A 16474-nucleotide genomic window follows, 5' to 3' on the forward strand; every position below is an offset into this window, starting at 1 on the left:
CATCCACGACCTTTCGCGCGGAACGAAGAACGTGGATGCCCGGGACAAGCCCGGGCATGACGAGTCTCTAGTGCTCCAGAAATCTTCCGGACGCGATGCGCGGCAGATCCGCGACCGGCCAGTTGTAGATATAAGTCCAGGCCTTGCCGGCGCTGCCATCGGCCAGCGTGACGTCGATCAGCCGGCGCAGATATTCCGTCGGCTCGGGAAAGCCCTCGCCGCAGGCCTCGTACATGTCGAACTCCTGCAAAAGTTCGTCCGGCGTGCGCAGGCGGAACAGCTCGCCATGGACGATGTCGGACGACGCGTCCGAGAGCAGCAGGCCCGGATAGTGCTTGATGAGATAGAGGCGGCCGCGGCAGGTCGCGTCGCCGACGAAGTCGGCATGCGCCGAGAGCAGCCGCGCCATCGGATGGTCGAAGCCGCGCATCAGGGTGCCGTAGACGAAGAGGTGGTCGGAGGTCATGGGGGTTCTATACCCGTCAATTTTATGGAGCGACAGCGCGACAAACTCCGCTGTCGTCCTGGCGAAAGCCAGGACCCATTACCCCGACCGCATGTGTGGCGGAGTGCTATGGCCACGAGCGTGCCCATTACAAGATTTGGTGGTTATGGGTCCTGGCTTTCGCCAGGACGACGTTGGGGAGAGGATAGTGCCCAATGCCACAATCACACGGCCGTCACCACCTCTTCGCTAACAACCACGAACTTCTTCAGCTCCATGCGGCCGAAGCTCGTCGACAGTGCAACGTCGGCGGCGTCGCGGCCGGTGGCCATCAGGATGCGGCCGATGCGCGGGGTGTTGTGGCGGGCGTCGAAGGTGAACCATTTGTCGGAGAGATAGGCCTGAAACCAGCCGGAAAAATCCATCGGGAAGGGTTCGGGCGGAATGCCGATGTCGCCCATATAGCCGGTGCAGTAGCGCGCAGGGATGCCCATGCAGCGGCACAGCGCGACGGCGAGATGGGCAAAATCGCGGCAGACGCCGCTCTTCTGCTCGTAGACGTCGTGCGCCGACTTCATGTGATGGGCGTGCTCGTAGCCGAAGGTGACGTGGCGATGCACGAACTCGGTGATCGAAGAGACTCGTTCCCAACCAGGTTTAGTCTTAGCGAACAGCGACCAGGCAATGTCGGTGAGCTTGTCGGTCTCGCAATAGCGGCTCGGCATCAGATAGAGCAAAACCTCGTTCGGCAACTGCTCGATCGGCACCTGCTGCGCTGATGGCATCGCCTCATCCGGCAGGCCGGAGTCGCGCACCAGCGCGCTGCCCTTCAGGGTCACGCCGCCGGCGGGCGCAACGAGCCGGCCGCAGATATTGCCAAAGCTGTCGCGATAGAAGCGGATCGGGACATCGGGCTCGGCGACGACAGTTTCCTTGCCGACGATGTCGGCGCTGCGCGAGGGATGGATGTTGAGCATGATGACCATCGGCGTCGGCTGCGCTGCGGCGTAAGCGATCTCGAAGCCGACCTTGATCTCCATCTTCGCGTCCCTTGTCTCCAGTTCATGAAATCCGGCCTTGCGATGCATCCCCGGCGGCGACATCGTGCATTGATCATGGTGATTCCGGCCGGGCTAATCTATAGCGTTGGCTGCTCAATTTTCAGGGGTTCCTGCTTTTTCCATAGGCAACCGGAATGGCTCTCGAGACGACAGACGCGCCACAACAACTCCTCGCGACAGGCGAAGTTCATCCCGTGCATGAGGTCAATGCGGACGGGCCTTCGCCCTTTCTGCTCACCGCGGATCATTACGGCCGGCTGTTGCCGCGCGCGCTCGGCGATCTCGGGGTCAGCGAGAGCGAGCTCACGCGCCACATCGCCTGGGACATCGGCATTGCCGGCGTCGCCGAGCGGCTCGCAACGATGCTCGATGCGCATCTGATCGCGCAGCGCTATTCGCGGCTGGTGATCGATTGCAACCGTCCGCCGGGCGCCGCGAGCTCGATTCCCGAGATCTCGGAGGCGACCGCAGTTCCCGGCAATGAGGGGATTTCGGACCAGGCGCGCACAGCGCGGCGGCACGAGATTTTTGATCCCTACCATGCGCGCATCAAGGCCGTGATCGACGCCCGCCTGCATGCGAAACAGCCCACCGTGCTGGTGGCGCTGCACAGTTTTACGCCCGTCTATGCCGGCGTCGCGCGGCCCTGGCACATCGGCACGCTCTATCACCGCGACACGGTGCTGCCGCGCCTGTTGCTGCAGCATTTGCGGGCCGAGGGCGATCTCGTGGTCGGCGACAACCAGCCCTATGCGGTGAGCGACGTCACCGACTACGGCATCCCCGTGCATGGCGAGGCGCGCGGCCTGATCAATACCGGCATCGAGATCCGCCAGGATCTGATCACGGACCAATCCGGCCAGCAGCAATGGGCCGAACGTCTGGCGCGGATCTTTGGCGAGATCGAAGCGACGATGCGGATGGAGGGGCTGCTCGGTTAGGCGCTGCGCGTGGCAACAAACAGCGCAAGCGCGGCAAAAATCGCGGCGACGCCCCACAGCACGTAGGCAATGCGGCCGCCGCTGCGAGGGTCGAGGCTGGCCTCGGCCGGATTGTCCGGATTGACGTGGACGTCCACCCTGGCGCCGTCCTGATAGCGCGCCAACAGCTTCTCCAGCATCTTGTTCGAGGCCTGCGGCGTGTTCGCGGCGACGCGGGCCGCTTCGTTGGTGTAGCTGACGTCCTGGTAGCTATAGGTATAGGACACGCGCTTGCCGAACATCTCGGTGCCGCGCCTGCTGCTGTCGGGGTCGCCGGCCTCGTGATAGGTCTCCATCGCCGACACCTTGATGGTGCCCGGCACCACCGGCCAGCGCTGCGAGATCGACGCCTGCCGCCGCACGGCGAGCGCGAACAGCGCAATGACGAGACCGAAGGCGGCGAAGGCGACGACCAGGCCTGCCAGATCGGGCCGGCCGATATGGTGCGCAAAATATTCATAGCTCTTGTTGAGGCCGAAGGCCGAGCCGAACACGATCGCCAGCACGATCGCGGTGCCGATGCCGAGGCAGCCCCACAGGCCCTTCGGCATGTCGCGCTCGAGTACCGCGCGTTCGGGATGACGCGGATGGTAGTAGACGGTGACGACGCTGCCGACGGGATATTTTCTCAGCGTCTGGGCGACCTCGACATTGCCGAGGTCCTCGCCGATCGAGATGCGATTGCAGCGCTGCTTGCGGCCGAAGACCGTATATTCGTAGGTCACATTGGCGAAGTTGCGGCTCTCCATCCGGTAGCCTTCCTCGCGATCGCTGTCGGAGACGCGGACCTCGCGCGCTTCCGCGACCGAGGTGACGACCTTGCCCATCGTCTTGGGCCAGCGGCTGGCTTCGCGGACCTCCCAGGTCTTGACCACAGCGGCGACGAGAATGAGCCCGAGCGGTGCGAGCAGCATCGCATAGACGAACCAGGGGAGATCGGGCACGGCAAATTCCTTCTTCGGCAATGCCCGGTTGGACGCGGGATTGCCGAAAAAGGTTCAATCGGGTGGAGGAGCCGGCCTTATTTGGCGCGGGTCAGCGCCAGCCAGATGCCGCCGCCGATCATGAAGCCGCCGGAGATGCGCGACATCAGCCGCGTGCGCTCGGCCGAGAAGAATTTTCGCGCCCGGCCCGCGGCAATCGCATAGAGCGCATCGGTCATCACGGCCGTCACCATGAAGGTGGCGCCGAGCAGCGCCACTTGCGGGAAGTGCGGCTGGTTCATGTCCATGAACTGCGGGATGAACGCGCCGAAGAACACCAGCACCTTCGGGTTCGACAGCAGCACCAGAAAACCCTGCAGGAAGAAGCCGCCGCGCGGCGGCGGGGGCGGCTGGTCGACATGGATGCCGTCGACCGGCGACCAGATCAGCTTGACGCCGAGCCAGACCAGGTAGGCCGCACCCGCAAAGCGGACCCAATCGAACCAGTAGCCCATCGTCGCCATCAGCGAGGTCAGACCGATCGCGACGATGCCGATCACGATCGCGAGGCCGGCTTGCGCGCCGGCCACATTGGTCAGCGCCGCACGCGTGCCGTGGCGCAGGCCATTGGCGATCACCAGCGTCACGATCGGCCCCGGCAGCAGCGCCAGCGCAATGCAGGCGGCGAGGAAGGCGAAATAGGCTTGCATGGACATCATGGGGGAGGACTCATCTGGAGATGGTTGGCGGCATTAATGCATGTCGGGGCCGGGAACGGAAGCTGGGTTTGTCGCGGGCATGCGTCACACGCGCGGTCGTCATACCCGCGCGCCCTCACCGCCCCTCCAGCGCCGCGATCGTCCACGCTGCCAGCGGCTCCGTTTCAAGGAACGCCAGCGCCATATGCTGCGCGGTTCTCGCCTCCGCCCTGCCTTGCGCCACCGCAACGAGGAGATCACAGCGGCGCGACACGGCGATGGCGGCGACGGTGCGCGGCGTGCCGTCGGGCAGGGTCAGGGCGTAGTGCCGCACCCGGCCCTGCATATCCCCCAGCTTGACGCCGTCGCCATGCGCCATCGGGGTGAATCGCGGCGTGATCAGGTCGATGTCCGCGACGCGGTCGACCTCCTCGTCATCGGCCACGCCGCGGTCGCAATTGCAGAAGCCGCGCTTGGCGCGGACATAGAGCTCGACGCCGTCGCATGATCTGCCGTCGCAGCGGAAGGCGCGCCCCGCAGGCCAGCCGTCGCGCGGGAAGGGCCAGGCGATCTCCTGCCAATGCGGCCCTTGCCGCGACGACGTCATCTGATAGGCGCCGACGCCGGAAAGCGCACTGAGCGCGATCACCGCAACCAAGATGGTCGCAGCACGCTGCATGATGTCAGCTCCGCGGCAGGCCGGCGGCGGCGCGTGCCGCTCCGGTCAGTTCCAGAATATGCATGCCGGTATTGGCGCGGTCGACAATGTAGATGTAACCGCGATCATCGGTCTCGACATTGTTGGTCTGGATCGCGACCTTGCAGCGCTCGCCGCCCTCGACCGGGATGCAGCGCTTGTCGGTCGCAGGCGTGATCGCCGGGATGAAATAGCCGACCTCCTTGGGGTGGTAGGGATCGCGGATGTCAAGCACGCGCACGCCGGCATTGAAGAAGGCGATGAAGACCAGCTTCTTGTAATAGACCGGCGCCATGCTCTCGTTCGAGGAATGCGCGCCGAAGCGGCCGCCGCGTTGGCAGAATTGTCCGCTCGCTTCCGGCACCGTGAAGCTCGAGATCATCATCGGCCGCGTCTCGGTGGTGACGTCGGCAAACCACACCATCTGCCGCGCTTCGGTGCACTCGTTCAGAATCGCCTCGTCCACGATCATGACGATGTCGCGCAGCTTGCCGTCCTTGTCCTCGGCGAATTCCGCGATCGGCATGTCGAGCATCGGGAACGTGGTGTGCGCGCCGTTGAAGGCGGACATCGGCAGGCGCGCAATCTCGGGATAGCGCAAATTCTCCGGCGTCGGTTCCTTGGCCCCACTCAGCAATTTCTCGCGATCGACGATCTGCAAAATGCCGCCCTTGTTGGTGCCGTAGCCGAAATAGACGCGGTTTCCCGCGGGCCCGGTCGAGATCGGCCCGTGCAGCTCCGTCGGCACCGCGCCGGTCGAGCCCGGCTCCTGCCCGGGCAGGCCAAAATCCCTGATCTTCCGCGGCTGCGCGGGATCGCTGAGGTCATAGACCTGCGTCATGCGTCGCGTGCGCCAATCCGGTGCGCCGGAGACGAGATAGGCGATGCCGGTGTCGCACTCCCACCAGTTCTTGTGCGTGTCCTTCAGCCCACTGAGGCGCGTGATGAGCACGGGATTGGCGGGGTCGGCAACGTTCCAGATCTCGTGCGCTTCGCCGCCGAAGGTTCTGAGCATGTAGACCGCGTTGGGATCGCCCTTCGGCAGCGATCTGCCGTCGCAGACCCGCACCATCTGCGCGCCGCCGGATTCATATTTGCCGGGCTGGCCCGGCAAATGACGCAGATATTTGGGCCGCGCGGGATCGGTGACGTCGACGATCGAGGTGCCGTTCGGTTCCGCCTGCCCGGTCAGCGGATTGACCGGCGCGGGCACGTCTTCGGTGCCGCCGTGGTGGCCGATATAGGCGATCCAGCGGTCGCCCTGGCGATGGATGGTCGGCTGATAGGCGCTGCGCCCCTGCAAATCGTTGAAGCCGGTGAGCCTCATGTTCATGGCTTCCGGAGGCGCGCCAATCACCTGCTGCTTCTGCGCAAAGGCACCGCTGCTGCACGCGAGAACAACGAGGCATGCAGCGAGTTGGACGCGACCGATCATGAAGCCTCCCGGAACCAATCTTCGTTGGTTGAGAGGGAAGGCTAACACGGCCGTTTGCGCGTGCCAAAGTCACGATTCCTCCGTCGTCATTCCGGGCGGCGAAGCGCGACCCCCGGTGCGCAACTGCGCACCTGAGAATCTCGAGATTCCGGATCACCGCTGCGCGGTTTCCGGAATGACGACATGGGTTGACATGCAACCGTTAGGTTGCATATTATGTCGGCCATGGACGAGGTCTTCAAGGCGCTTGCCGACGCTTCCAGGCGGTCGCTGCTGGACAGGCTTCACGCCGAGAACGGGCAGACGCTGAACGAACTCTGCGAGGGCCTGGAGATGACGCGCCAGGCCGTCACGAAGCACCTTGCGATTCTCGAAGACGCCAATTTGATCACCACGATCAGGCATGGCCGCGAGAAGCTGCACTATCTCAACCCCGTGCCGATCCACCAGATCGGCGAACGCTGGATCAAGAAGTTCGAGCGCAGCAAGCTCGCCGCGCTCAGCGAGTTGAAACGTCAACTGGAGAAGCGTGATGAGTAAGCCGCAATTCGATCAGTTCAAGCCGCTGACGGTCTACACCATCTACATCGCCTCGACGCCGGAGAGGGTGTGGGAGGCGCTGACGAATGCGGAGTTCAGCCGCAAATACTTTTCCGGCTTTGCGGTGGAAATGGAGCCGAGGCTTGGTGGCGCCTTCATCATCCGCGCGCCCGACGGTTCAAACCATATCACCGGCGAAGTGCTCGAACACGATCCGCCGAACCGGCTGACGGTGAGCTGGAACGTCAACTGGCCGGATCTCGTCGAAAAGCTCGGCACCACACTCGTCACCTACGAGATCGCGCAAGCAGGCGAGGCCGTCCGCCTCACCATGAGCGAACGTCACGACCGCCCACTCAGCGACGACATCCTCTCCGGCGGCCGCACCGGCTGGCCCGCGATCCTGTCGGGATTAAAGAGCCTGCTGGAGACCGGCAAGGCCCCGCAGATCAAGATGGCCCCGCCGGTCAAGATGCTGGAGGCGCTGAAGGCGATGGGGATCAAGGTGCCATCTTAGTTGTCGTCCTGGACAAGCGGAGGGCAGATCCAGGACCCATTACCCCAGGGAGAGGTTTGGCGAAGACTCGTGGTTACCTGCTTTGCGCGACAACTCTTCCCTGGGGTAACGGGTCCTGGCTTTCGCCAGGACGACGGTGGGGGCCTTCGCCGCGGCGACGGCTTACACCGGCGCCACCAGCCTGCGATACAGATGCCACGTCGCATGGCCGAGCACGGGCAGCGTGACGATCAAGCCCAGGAAATACGGCAGCGCCGACACAATCAACAGCATCACGATCACGGCGGCCCAGCCGATCATCGGGATGGGGCTCGTGACTACGGCCCGCACGCTCGTCACCATGGCGGTGACGAAGTCGACCTCGCGATCGAGCAGCAGCGGAAACGACACCACCGTCAGCGAGAACAGGAGCAGCGACAGCACGGCGCCAACCGCGTTGCCGATGAGGAGGAAAGTCAGGCCTTCATTGGTGGTCAGCACCACCGTCAGGAATTCCTGGAAGCTCGAGAACGAGGCGTGCAGGCCCAGGATCAGCGCGATCAGGAGCCGCACCTGATACATCCAGATCACGAACACGAATAGCGTGACGAAGGCCATCCAGCCGATCTCGCTGCGCGAGCGCACCGCCGACCAGATCGCACCGAAGGAGACCGGCTCGCCGCGCTCGCGGCGCCGGCTCACCTCATAGAGCCCGATCGCGACGAAGGGACCGATCAGTGCAAAGCCGGCAGCCAGGGGATAGGCGAGATAGACCATGCCGAAGGCGGTGAGGCAGAGCACGATGGTGATGCCGCCCACAGCGTAGAGCGCGCCGAAGGTGAGGCCATAGATCGGCAGCGCCTGGAAGTCGCGCAGGCCTTCGACCAGCGCCTCCGCGATATCGGTCGCCGCGACAGGGCGCACCACCGGATCGACTTTGCCCGAGATGGACATGGCTTCCTCCCAACTCTCGCACGATCTTTCGTCGCGCACCGGTCGATGTTAGCGCTCTCGCGTTCCCCGTGCACGTGCGAGTTCGCGTCGGGCGACGGGACGGCGAAGGCTGCGCCAGAGGCTCCCTCGTCAGGCCGCCCTGCAACCTCCGCGGCTCGAAATCTTTGTTCTTCCGTACGATTTTCCAGCCGATCCCTATGGACGGGACAGACGATGGTGCCGCAAATTGCCCCTCCCGAACGAGGATGTGCAATTCACGGACGCCCAAACGATGAAATTGCGTACCCGGTTACTGTTCCTCGTGATCGCGGCCATGCTGGTGCCGGCGACCCTCGTCGGCCTACGCTTCGTACAGAACCGGACCAGCGAAATCGATGCGGCCCTGGCCAATCTGGCCGCGACGGCGGATGACATTGCCAGCGATCTGGACGAGAAGATCCAGGGCACCGCCCAGCTTCACTACGGCCTGGCGCGCGCCCGCGACCTCGACACGCGCGACAAGGCCGCGTGCTCGGCCTTTCTGTCGGAGGTGCGCGAAGAATACCCGCAGTTCACTGGCATCCTGACTATCGATCCCGACGGCAGCCTGTTCTGCGACTCGCTGCGGACCAACCGCAGCCTCGATCTCAGGGATCGCGCCTATTTCAAACAGGCCCTGGTCTCGCATGGCGGCGTCGCGCTGGAGCCGGTGTTCGGCCGGCTCACCGGACTATCGGTGCTCCAGATCGCCTATCCCGTGCGGTCGGACGGGGGCGCGCTCAAATTCATCCTGCTCGCCTCGTTCAACCTGCGCAAATTCGCGGAGTATCACCACAAGCGGCTGCTCACCGAGAAGGAGATCTTGCTCGTCGATCGCAAGGGCACGGTCCTGGCCGCCCTTCCCGAAGGAGGCCGGAGCGAGCCCGTCGGCGCGTCGATCGCGGGGTCCGACCTGTTCCGCTTCGCCGCAACGCCCGATCGCGACGCATTTCAGGAGGTGACGGATCGCGATGGCCGCACCCGGGTCTGGGCCGTCGCCCGCTCACCTTCGACCCGCGATATCGGTCTCGACATCCTGGTCGGACGATCCAAGGACGGACTGGTCGCCGCGGCGAACCGCCGGCTCTACGAGGACATGGCGATCCTTGCAGTCGCCTCGCTGCTGCTGCTCGCGGGCGTCTGGATGCTGGCGACGCTGAGCGTCGGGCGGCAGGTCGGGCGGCTCGCGACGATGGCGAAGAAGCTCGGCCTCGGCGATCTCAGCGCGCGCATTCCCCCTCCCCATCCGCGCGGCGAGCTGGGCGGCTTGATGACCCTGCTCAACGACACCGCGGAATCACTCCAGCAACAACGCGTCGCCATCGAAGACCTCAGCCACAAGCTCAGCCAATCCCAGAAGATGGAAGCCATGGGCCAGCTCACCGGCGGCGTGGCGCACGACTTCAACAATCTGCTGACCGTCATTTTGGGCAATTCGGAGCATCTCGCCGACCAACTGGCGGGCAACAAGGAATTGCACCGGATCGCCGGCGACATCGCGACCGCCGCCGAGCGCGGCTCCGACCTGACGCGGAGCCTGCTCGCCTTCGCGCGCAAGCAACCACTGAGGCCGCGGGAGATCGACATCGCCGAAAAAGTCCTCGGCATGGAGCAACTTTTGCGCCGGACTCTGGGCGAGCACATCGAATGCAGTTTTGCGTTCGAACCGGACTTGTGGCCGGCCAGCGTCGATCCCAGCCAATTGGCAACGGCCCTGCTCAACCTCGTGCTCAATGCGCGCGACGCGATGCCTGATGGCGGCAAGTTGACGGTCGAGGTGCGCAACAACTCGCTCGGTCAATCCGATCTCGATGTCAACGGCGAGCCGCGGCCGGGTGACTACGTCATGGTCGGCGTCACCGATAACGGCTGCGGCATGAGCGCTGAGGTGGCGAGCCGCGCGTTCGAACCGTTCTTCACCACCAAGGAGGTCGGCAAGGGGACCGGGCTCGGCCTGAGCATGGTCTACGGTTTTGCGCAGCAATCCGGCGGGTTGGTGCAGATGCAGTCCGGACCCGGGCAAGGCAGCATCGTCCGGCTGTTCTTTCCCCGTACCGAAACGCCGCCGCACGCGGAGCCGCCGCCGGCAGAGCGGAGCGTCGTATCAGACGGACACGAGACCATTCTCGTCGTCGAGGACGACGACATGGTGCGCGCCTATGTCGAGAGCGAGCTGCGAACGCTCGGCTACCGCGTGATCGCGACGTCGAACGGACCCGCAGCGCTGGAATTGCTGCGCAAGCCCGGCGACATCCATCTGCTGTTCACCGACGTGGTGATGCCCGGCGGCATGTTCGGACCGGAGCTTGCCAGGCAGGCGGTCGGCCTGCGCCCTGGTCTGAAGGTGCTTTTCACCTCCGGCTACACCCAAAATCCGGTCAAGGCGCCGGACGGCTTCGATGCCCGCATCCTGACGAAACCGTTCCGGCGGCAGGATCTTGCGGCGATGCTGCGGTCCGCTTTGTCGGCGCGGCCGCGATAACGCGCCGTGTGTCAGACGCGGAGCGAGAGCAGCACGGCGACAGCCAGGTTCGCTGCGAACAGCGTCGCGTCGATGACGAAAATCCTGAGCATCGGCCCCTTCAACACCGGCCAATAGGCCACGCCGACGCGCCCGCCGCGCATCAGGACCGGAAGATTGTAGACGAACTGGCTGAAGTGACACGCAGAGAAGAACAGGAACAACGCGAGCTGCGCGTCATTCGCCCCGAAGAAGGACGGCCTCACGGCCAGCAGATACAGCGACAACAATCCGATCGGCAGATTCATCCCGCCGAGAAACGCCACGCTGGCCTTTAGCGTCGGCGCGATCGGATTGCCGCGCTCCTCCCGGGGCACCAGGATCTTCAGCGTATTGCCCTGCGCAATGCTGAACTGGATGAAGGCGGCCACGAACCAGAGCGTGTTGAGGAAGAGAATAAAGTCCGAAAATCGCATGGCTATTTTCCGTAGAAGGCTTCGCTGCGCACGACACGGCCGGCGCGGTCAAAATCCATGAATTCGCTGGCCCGCGTGTCGCCCAATTGCCACCACACCGTCAGCCGCGCGATCGTCTCGTCCAGCTCCAGTTGAGGATTTTCAGGTCCGCACTCTCGATCGCGCCATAGGCCTTTTGCCAGTAGGCGCGAATGTTTTCGGCGCCCGCGACGACAGGCGAATCCGTCAGCTTGAGCGCCAGCGGGCTGCGCATCTCCGCGTCATCGGCGAAGTGCGAGACGACAGCGTCGATATCGACCTTGCACCAGCTCGCGCACCACGCTTCGACGAAGCCTTTGGCCGCGGCGCGGTCCATGATCGGTACGCTCATGCTTCGCCCTCCCCGGCGTGATGGGAGTCAAGGTGGCACAGCCTCATCCTCACGTCAACTGTATTGACCTTAGGTTAGTTGTTGTCGGCGATCGCTCCCATGACGGCCATCCACGCCGCGGTGCCGGGCTCGCCGACCCGATCGAAGGCCTCACGCAAGACCTTGCGCTCATAGCCGGATGCGCGCTGCTCGATGCGCTGCCCCTCCTGCGTCAGCCGCAGCAACTTGGAGCGATGCTGCTCCGGCGACCGCTTCGAGGTCAGGAGTTTTCGCTCGAGCAGCAGGTTGAGCGGCCGGTTCAGGGCCTGCTTGGAAATGCCGAGGACGTCGATCAGCGCACCGATCGAAATATCGGGCTGCCGCGCGACGACATAGAGAATGCGATGATGGGGACGCGACAGCTCGAGCGTGGCGAGATATTCGTCAGCCGCCAGCGTCATGCCGCGCCAGCCGTAATACATCAGCTCCAGCGCACCATCCAGATCGTGGAGCTTCCTGAGCGAGGCGCGGTGCAGGCCCGCGGCGGGAGAGGCTTTCTTCGGCATTCTCGTGACTGCGTCGAATTCAGGGGAAGACGGAAAGCTACCCTAACGCCCGCAGCTCCCTTCGCAACACCTTGCCGGTCGCGGTCATCGGCAGCGTCTCGGCGAATTGCACGAAGCGCGGATATTCGTGGGCGGCGAGCTGCACCTTGACGAACTCCTGGATCTCGCGCGCGAGCTTGTCATCGGGCACAGAGCCCGGGCGGAGCACGATCCAGGCCTTGATCGATTCGGTGCGGATCGGATCGGGGATGCCGACCACCGCCGCCATCGCCACGGACGGATGCTTCATCAGGGTATGCTCGATCTCGGATGGGCCGACGCGATAGCCGGCTGTCGTGATGACGTCGTCCTCGCGGCTGACGTACCAGAAATAACCGTCTTCATCCTGCACGCCGAGATCGCCGGTCAGCAGGAATTCGCCGGCAAACTTTTTCGCCGTCGCATCCGGATTGCGCCAGTATTCGATCATGGTGCACGGGCATGGCTGGCGCACGCCGATGATGCCGCGCTGGCCGCGGGGCTGCTCCTCGCCCTTGTCGTTGACGATACGCACGTCGAAGCCGGGCGTCGCGCGGCCCATCGATCCGGGGCGGATCGGAAACAGGTTGGAGTTGCTGCCGATCACCAGATTGCACTCGGTCTGGCCGAACACCTCATGGGCGTCGATGCCGAACGTTTCGCGGACCCAGCCGAGCAACTCGCCGCCGAGCGATTCACCGCCGGTAAAGATGCTGCGCAGCCTGACGCCGGGATTTTTGACCCCGGTCTGCCGCATCAGCTTCAGCGCGGTCGGCGGCAGGAAGACGTTGCGCACGCCGAGATCAGCCATCATCTGCATCGCCGCCTGCGGCTCGAACTTTCGGGCGCGATGGCCGACCAGCGGAATGCCGTGATACCAGAACGCGAAGAGAGCGTTGACGAGCCCGCCGATCCAGGCCCAATCCGCCGGCGTCCACATGAGATCGCCGGGACGCGGCAGGAAGTTGTGGCACATCTCGACGTTGGGCAGATGCCCGAGCACGACGCGGTGCGCATGCAGCGCGCCCTTGGGATTACCCGTGGTGCCCGAGGTGTAGATGATCAGCGCGGGATCGTCGGCGGAGGTGTCGACCAGCTCGAAGTCGGACGATGCCGATTTCACCGAAGCCCAGAACGATTTCGTGCCCGCCGGCGCGCGCTCGCCGACGACGTAGACCGTCTTCAAGTCAGGCAGGCGATCGCGGATTTTTGCGAGCTTTTCCCAGCCGCCTTCGTCGGTGACGATGGCCCTGGCCTGCGAGTTCGCCAGCCGGAACTCCAGCGCGTCCTCGCCGAACAGCGCGAATAGCGGGATCGAGATCAGGCCGGAGCGGAACGCGGCCATATGCGCGATCGGCAATTCCAGCGATTGCGACAGGAACACCGCGATGCGATCGCCGCGCTGCAGCCCATCCGCCTTCAGCACATTGGCGAAACGGCGCGACATCTCCGCAACCTCGTCGAACGAGGTGCGGGTCAAATCCCCGTTCTCGCCGACATAGATCAGCGCGAGGCGCCCACTGCCGTCGGCGTGGCGGTCGCAGCAGGCCTCCGCCATGTTGAAGCGCGCCGGAATGTCCCAGCGGAAATTGCGGGTGAGTTCATCGTAGGTTTTGGCTTCGGTGAGCATGGTTTTGGCGTTTCCCGGCTTCTTGTTATTGCCCAGTCTAAAGCCGTGCATGCTCCGGACAAGCCCCGCGGTGTCATTCCGGGGCGATGCGCAGCATCGAGCCCGGAATCCATTGTGCGGCGTTTCCTGCGGCCCGATGGATTCCGGGTTCGCCCTTCGGGCGCCCCGGAATGACGGCGGTTAGCTACCGCAGCGTCCGGAAAAACTTCCTGACGTCACCGACGAACAGCTCCGGCTGCTCGAACGCGGCAAAATGTCCGCCCTTCTCCATCTCGCTCCAATGCGTGATGTCCAGAAAGTTCGGCTCCATCCAGCGCCGCACCGGCGTGATGATCTCCTTGGGGAATACCGCAACGCCCGTGGGGACGCTCACCTTGGGCCTCGAACGCCGGTTGCCAAAGCTTTCCCAATAGAGCCGCGCCGAGGAGGCCGCCGTCTCCGTCGCCCAATAGAGCATGACGTTGTCGAGCAGTTCGTCCTTGGTAAAAATGTTTTCGGGATGGCCGTTGCAATCGGTCCACGCCCAGAACTTTTCCAGGATCCACGCGGCCTGCCCGCTCGGCGAATCCGTCAGGCCGTAGCCGAGCGTCTGCGGCCGCGTCGACTGCTGTTTGGAGTAACCGGAGTCGTGGTCGGCATAGTACTTGGCGCCGGCAAGCGCCCGTTTCTCTTCCGCCGTCGGCTCACCCTCGACCTTGGGCGCCGTGCTGAACGCGAGCGTGATGTGGATGCCGGCGCAATGCGCAGGATCCTGCGCACCGAGCGAGGTCGTCACGGCAGAGCCCCAATCGCCGCCTTGCGCGCCATAACGCGCATAGCCAAGGCGATCCATCAGCTGGGCCCAGGTCGCCGCGATGCGATCGACGCCCCAGCCGGTGGTCATGGGTTTGGCCGAGAAGCCGAAGCCAGGTAGCGAGGGGCAGATGACATGGAACGCATCGGCAGCGTTGCCGCCATGCGCGGCCGGATCGACCAGCGGCTCGATCACCTTGTGAAATTCAACGACCGAGCCCGGCCAGCCATGAGTGATGATCAGCGGCAGCGCCGACGGCTCCTTCGAGCGCACATGCAAAAAGTGGATGTCGAGCCCGTCGATTTCGGTCGTGAACTGCGCAAAGCGATTGAGTTTTGCCTCACGCGCGCGCCAGTCGTACTCCGTCTCCCAGTAACGGCAAATGTCCTGGATCCATTTCAGCGGCGCGCCCTGGCTCCAGTCATCGACCAGCTCCGCCTCCGGCCAGCGCGTGCGCGCAAGGCGCGATTTGAGATCGGTGAGGACGGCGTCGCTGATGGCGATGCGGAATGGATTGATGGCGCTGGTCATCGGTTGCCTCCCCTTCGTCATTCCGGGGCGCGCGAAGCGCGAGCCCGGAATCCATTTCTCAGCAGAACTGGCGGCGCGATGGATTCCGGGTTCGACGCTTCGCGTCGCCCCCATTGCGCAATTGCGCAATGGGGAATGACGACTAGCCCGTCAGCGCGGCCTTCACGAGGCCGCTGGCTTTGCCAAAATCCATCTGTCCCGCGTACTTCGTCTTCAGCGCCGCGATGACCTTGCCCATGTCCTTCATGCCGGCCGCACCGGTCTCGGCGATGACAGCTGATATCGCCGTCTTCACCTCGTCGTCGGACATCTGCTTCGGCAGGTAGGCCGAGATCACCGCGATCTCCTCGCGCTCCTGGGCCGCGAGCTCGGCGCGGCCGCCCTTGTCGTAGAGCTCGACCGATTCCTGGCGCTGCTTGATCATCTTCTGCAGCACGCCGAGAAGATCGGCATCCGTCAGCGGCGGCTTGCCCTCCCCGCGCGCGGCGATGTCGGCGTTCTTGATGGTCGAGTTGACCATGCGCAGCGTGGAGAGCTTGCGCTCGTCCTTCGCCTTCATGGCTTCCTTGACCGCATTGTTGATGTCGTCGCGCATCATGGTCGTGTTCCCTTCGGCTATATTGCTGATGATCTAGGCCGTTCGCAGCGCTGAGACAACTAGCTCTCGAGCCATTCAACCAGCGCCCGCGTGGTCGCTTCGGGCTGTTCGGGCTGCGGCAGGTGCCCGCAGCGCTCGAGGATCACGAGCCTCGCGCCGGCGATGCCCTCGGCCATCTCCTTCGAGAGCGTGTTCGGAATGGTGTTGTCGGCATCGCCCGTCAGCACCAGCGTCGGGCATGTGATTGTGGCCAGCGTCGGACGCGAGTCCACCCGCGCGATGATCGCGGTCTGCTGCCGGAGATAGGCCTCGACGCCGACATCCTCGTCCTGCGCATGCACAAGCCGCAGGATCTCGGCGTCATCGCGCCGCGACGGATGTACGAGCTCGGGAAAACTCTCCTCGCGAACGGCGCGGAGCTCGCCGCGCCGTGCGCGCTCCATCTGGGCACGACGGCGCGCGGTCGCCTCCGGCGTATCCGGCCGAGCCTGCGTGTTGATCAGCGCGAGCCTGGTCACGCGCTCGGGCGCCTGCCGCATGATCTCGAAGGCGATGTAGCCGCCCATGGAATGCCCCGCGAGCGCAAAGCGCGGCGGCGCCTCGGCGAGGATACGGCGCGCGATCGCCGCGATGCTGTCGTCGCGGATGTGGTTGGCGACCATGACGGAGCCGAAACGCCACAGCGCAGGCATCACAGGCGCATAGATCCGGGCCGAGGACGCCAGCCCCGGAACCAGCACAATCGGGGTCGTCCGGTCCATTATTGCCTCGCAAGCCTCTGAATTTGCCGGAAATTAGCCGGCGG

At 64.4% G+C, this 16474-nt stretch carries 19 protein-coding genes; 5 read left to right on the forward strand and 14 right to left on the reverse strand.

What is annotated here, in order from left to right:
• Nucleotides 1-67: 67 nt before the first annotated feature.
• Together C2U70_RS07265 and C2U70_RS07270 are read right to left on the reverse strand one after the other, a co-directional pair.
• Nucleotides 68-466 carry a gamma-glutamylcyclotransferase family protein gene (locus tag C2U70_RS07265; RefSeq protein ID WP_140977326.1) on the reverse strand — a complete coding sequence of 133 codons (399 nt, stop codon included), beginning with the start codon at nucleotides 464-466 and terminating at the stop codon, nucleotides 68-70.
• Nucleotides 467-669: 203 nt separating this feature from the next.
• Nucleotides 670-1485 carry a transglutaminase-like domain-containing protein gene (locus tag C2U70_RS07270; RefSeq protein ID WP_140977327.1) on the reverse strand — a complete coding sequence of 272 codons (816 nt, stop codon included), beginning with the start codon at nucleotides 1483-1485 and terminating at the stop codon, nucleotides 670-672.
• Between the two features lie 155 nt (nucleotides 1486-1640).
• Between C2U70_RS07270 and C2U70_RS07275 the strand changes: the two genes are divergently transcribed.
• On the forward strand, nucleotides 1641-2447 hold the full coding sequence (locus tag C2U70_RS07275) for an N-formylglutamate amidohydrolase (RefSeq protein ID WP_140977328.1): 807 nt from the start codon (nucleotides 1641-1643) through the stop codon (nucleotides 2445-2447).
• On the opposite strand, the gene C2U70_RS07280 is transcribed toward C2U70_RS07275, so the two are convergent.
• From C2U70_RS07280 to C2U70_RS07295, 4 genes are all read right to left on the reverse strand, one after another.
• A complete protein-coding gene (locus C2U70_RS07280; RefSeq protein WP_140977329.1) occupies nucleotides 2444-3430 on the reverse strand; it encodes a DUF3592 domain-containing protein in 987 nt (328 codons plus the stop codon). The two genes, C2U70_RS07275 and C2U70_RS07280, sit on opposite strands and share 4 nt — an antisense overlap.
• Before the next feature lie 77 nt (nucleotides 3431-3507).
• On the reverse strand, nucleotides 3508-4128 hold the full coding sequence (locus tag C2U70_RS07285) for a LysE family translocator (RefSeq protein ID WP_186294110.1): 621 nt from the start codon (nucleotides 4126-4128) through the stop codon (nucleotides 3508-3510).
• 115 nt (nucleotides 4129-4243) lie between these two features.
• The gene (locus C2U70_RS07290; RefSeq protein ID WP_140977330.1) at nucleotides 4244-4786 is read right to left on the reverse strand and encodes a hypothetical protein; all 543 of its coding nucleotides are present in this window, start codon (nucleotides 4784-4786) and stop codon (nucleotides 4244-4246) included.
• A gap of 4 nt (nucleotides 4787-4790) precedes the next feature.
• Nucleotides 4791-6239 (reverse strand): LVIVD repeat-containing protein, encoded by a 1449-nt coding sequence (locus tag C2U70_RS07295; protein ID WP_186294111.1) that lies wholly within the window; start codon nucleotides 6237-6239, stop codon nucleotides 4791-4793.
• Nucleotides 6240-6464: 225 nt separating this feature from the next.
• Between C2U70_RS07295 and C2U70_RS07300 the strand changes: the two genes are divergently transcribed.
• Both C2U70_RS07300 and C2U70_RS07305 read left to right on the forward strand, forming a co-directional pair.
• Nucleotides 6465-6779: an ArsR/SmtB family transcription factor gene (locus tag C2U70_RS07300; RefSeq protein WP_140977353.1), complete on the forward strand. Its 315-nt coding sequence runs from the start codon at nucleotides 6465-6467 to the stop codon at nucleotides 6777-6779.
• Nucleotides 6772-7296 carry an SRPBCC family protein gene (locus C2U70_RS07305; protein WP_140977332.1) on the forward strand — a complete coding sequence of 175 codons (525 nt, stop codon included), beginning with the start codon at nucleotides 6772-6774 and terminating at the stop codon, nucleotides 7294-7296. The genes C2U70_RS07300 and C2U70_RS07305 overlap by 8 nt, the downstream gene beginning before the upstream one ends.
• A gap of 162 nt (nucleotides 7297-7458) precedes the next feature.
• Here C2U70_RS07305 and C2U70_RS07310 read toward each other — a convergent pair whose 3' ends face one another.
• Nucleotides 7459-8229 (reverse strand): DUF2189 domain-containing protein, encoded by a 771-nt coding sequence (locus C2U70_RS07310; protein ID WP_140977333.1) that lies wholly within the window; start codon nucleotides 8227-8229, stop codon nucleotides 7459-7461.
• Nucleotides 8230-8500: 271 nt separating this feature from the next.
• Here C2U70_RS07310 and C2U70_RS07315 point away from each other — a divergent pair, with 271 nt between their 5' ends.
• Complete coding sequence (locus tag C2U70_RS07315) at nucleotides 8501-10729, forward strand: ATP-binding protein (protein ID WP_140977334.1); 2229 nt, start codon at nucleotides 8501-8503, stop codon at nucleotides 10727-10729.
• Between the two features lie 11 nt (nucleotides 10730-10740).
• Here the strand turns inward: C2U70_RS07315 and C2U70_RS07320 are convergent, their stop codons facing one another.
• From C2U70_RS07320 to C2U70_RS07340, 5 genes are all read right to left on the reverse strand, one after another.
• Nucleotides 10741-11184 (reverse strand): hypothetical protein, encoded by a 444-nt coding sequence (locus C2U70_RS07320; protein ID WP_140977335.1) that lies wholly within the window; start codon nucleotides 11182-11184, stop codon nucleotides 10741-10743.
• A gap of 100 nt (nucleotides 11185-11284) precedes the next feature.
• A complete protein-coding gene (locus tag C2U70_RS07325; protein WP_246666686.1) occupies nucleotides 11285-11554 on the reverse strand; it encodes a YybH family protein in 270 nt (89 codons plus the stop codon).
• 74 nt (nucleotides 11555-11628) lie between these two features.
• A complete protein-coding gene (locus tag C2U70_RS07330) occupies nucleotides 11629-12099 on the reverse strand; it encodes a MarR family winged helix-turn-helix transcriptional regulator (RefSeq protein ID WP_140977336.1) in 471 nt (156 codons plus the stop codon).
• 37 nt (nucleotides 12100-12136) lie between these two features.
• On the reverse strand, nucleotides 12137-13747 hold the full coding sequence (locus tag C2U70_RS07335) for an acyl-CoA synthetase (protein ID WP_140977337.1): 1611 nt from the start codon (nucleotides 13745-13747) through the stop codon (nucleotides 12137-12139).
• Between the two features lie 184 nt (nucleotides 13748-13931).
• Nucleotides 13932-15071, reverse strand: coding sequence for an epoxide hydrolase family protein (locus C2U70_RS07340; RefSeq protein WP_140977338.1), 1140 nt, complete (start codon nucleotides 15069-15071; stop codon nucleotides 13932-13934).
• On the opposite strand from C2U70_RS07340, the gene C2U70_RS32880 reads away from it, so the two are divergent.
• The gene (locus C2U70_RS32880; protein WP_186294112.1) at nucleotides 15058-15210 is read left to right on the forward strand and encodes a hypothetical protein; all 153 of its coding nucleotides are present in this window, start codon (nucleotides 15058-15060) and stop codon (nucleotides 15208-15210) included. The genes C2U70_RS07340 and C2U70_RS32880 overlap by 14 nt on opposite strands.
• Nucleotides 15211-15213: 3 nt before the next feature.
• Here C2U70_RS32880 and C2U70_RS07345 read toward each other — a convergent pair whose 3' ends face one another.
• Together C2U70_RS07345 and C2U70_RS07350 are read right to left on the reverse strand one after the other, a co-directional pair.
• Nucleotides 15214-15669 (reverse strand): GatB/YqeY domain-containing protein, encoded by a 456-nt coding sequence (locus tag C2U70_RS07345; protein ID WP_140977339.1) that lies wholly within the window; start codon nucleotides 15667-15669, stop codon nucleotides 15214-15216.
• Nucleotides 15670-15728: 59 nt separating this feature from the next.
• Entirely contained in the window at nucleotides 15729-16430 is a 702-nt protein-coding gene (locus C2U70_RS07350; RefSeq protein WP_140977340.1) for an alpha/beta fold hydrolase, read from the reverse strand.
• Nucleotides 16431-16474 lie beyond the last annotated feature (44 nt).

Source organism: Bradyrhizobium guangdongense (assembly GCF_006483445.1).
Classification (GTDB): domain Bacteria; phylum Pseudomonadota; class Alphaproteobacteria; order Rhizobiales; family Xanthobacteraceae; genus Bradyrhizobium; species Bradyrhizobium guangdongense_A.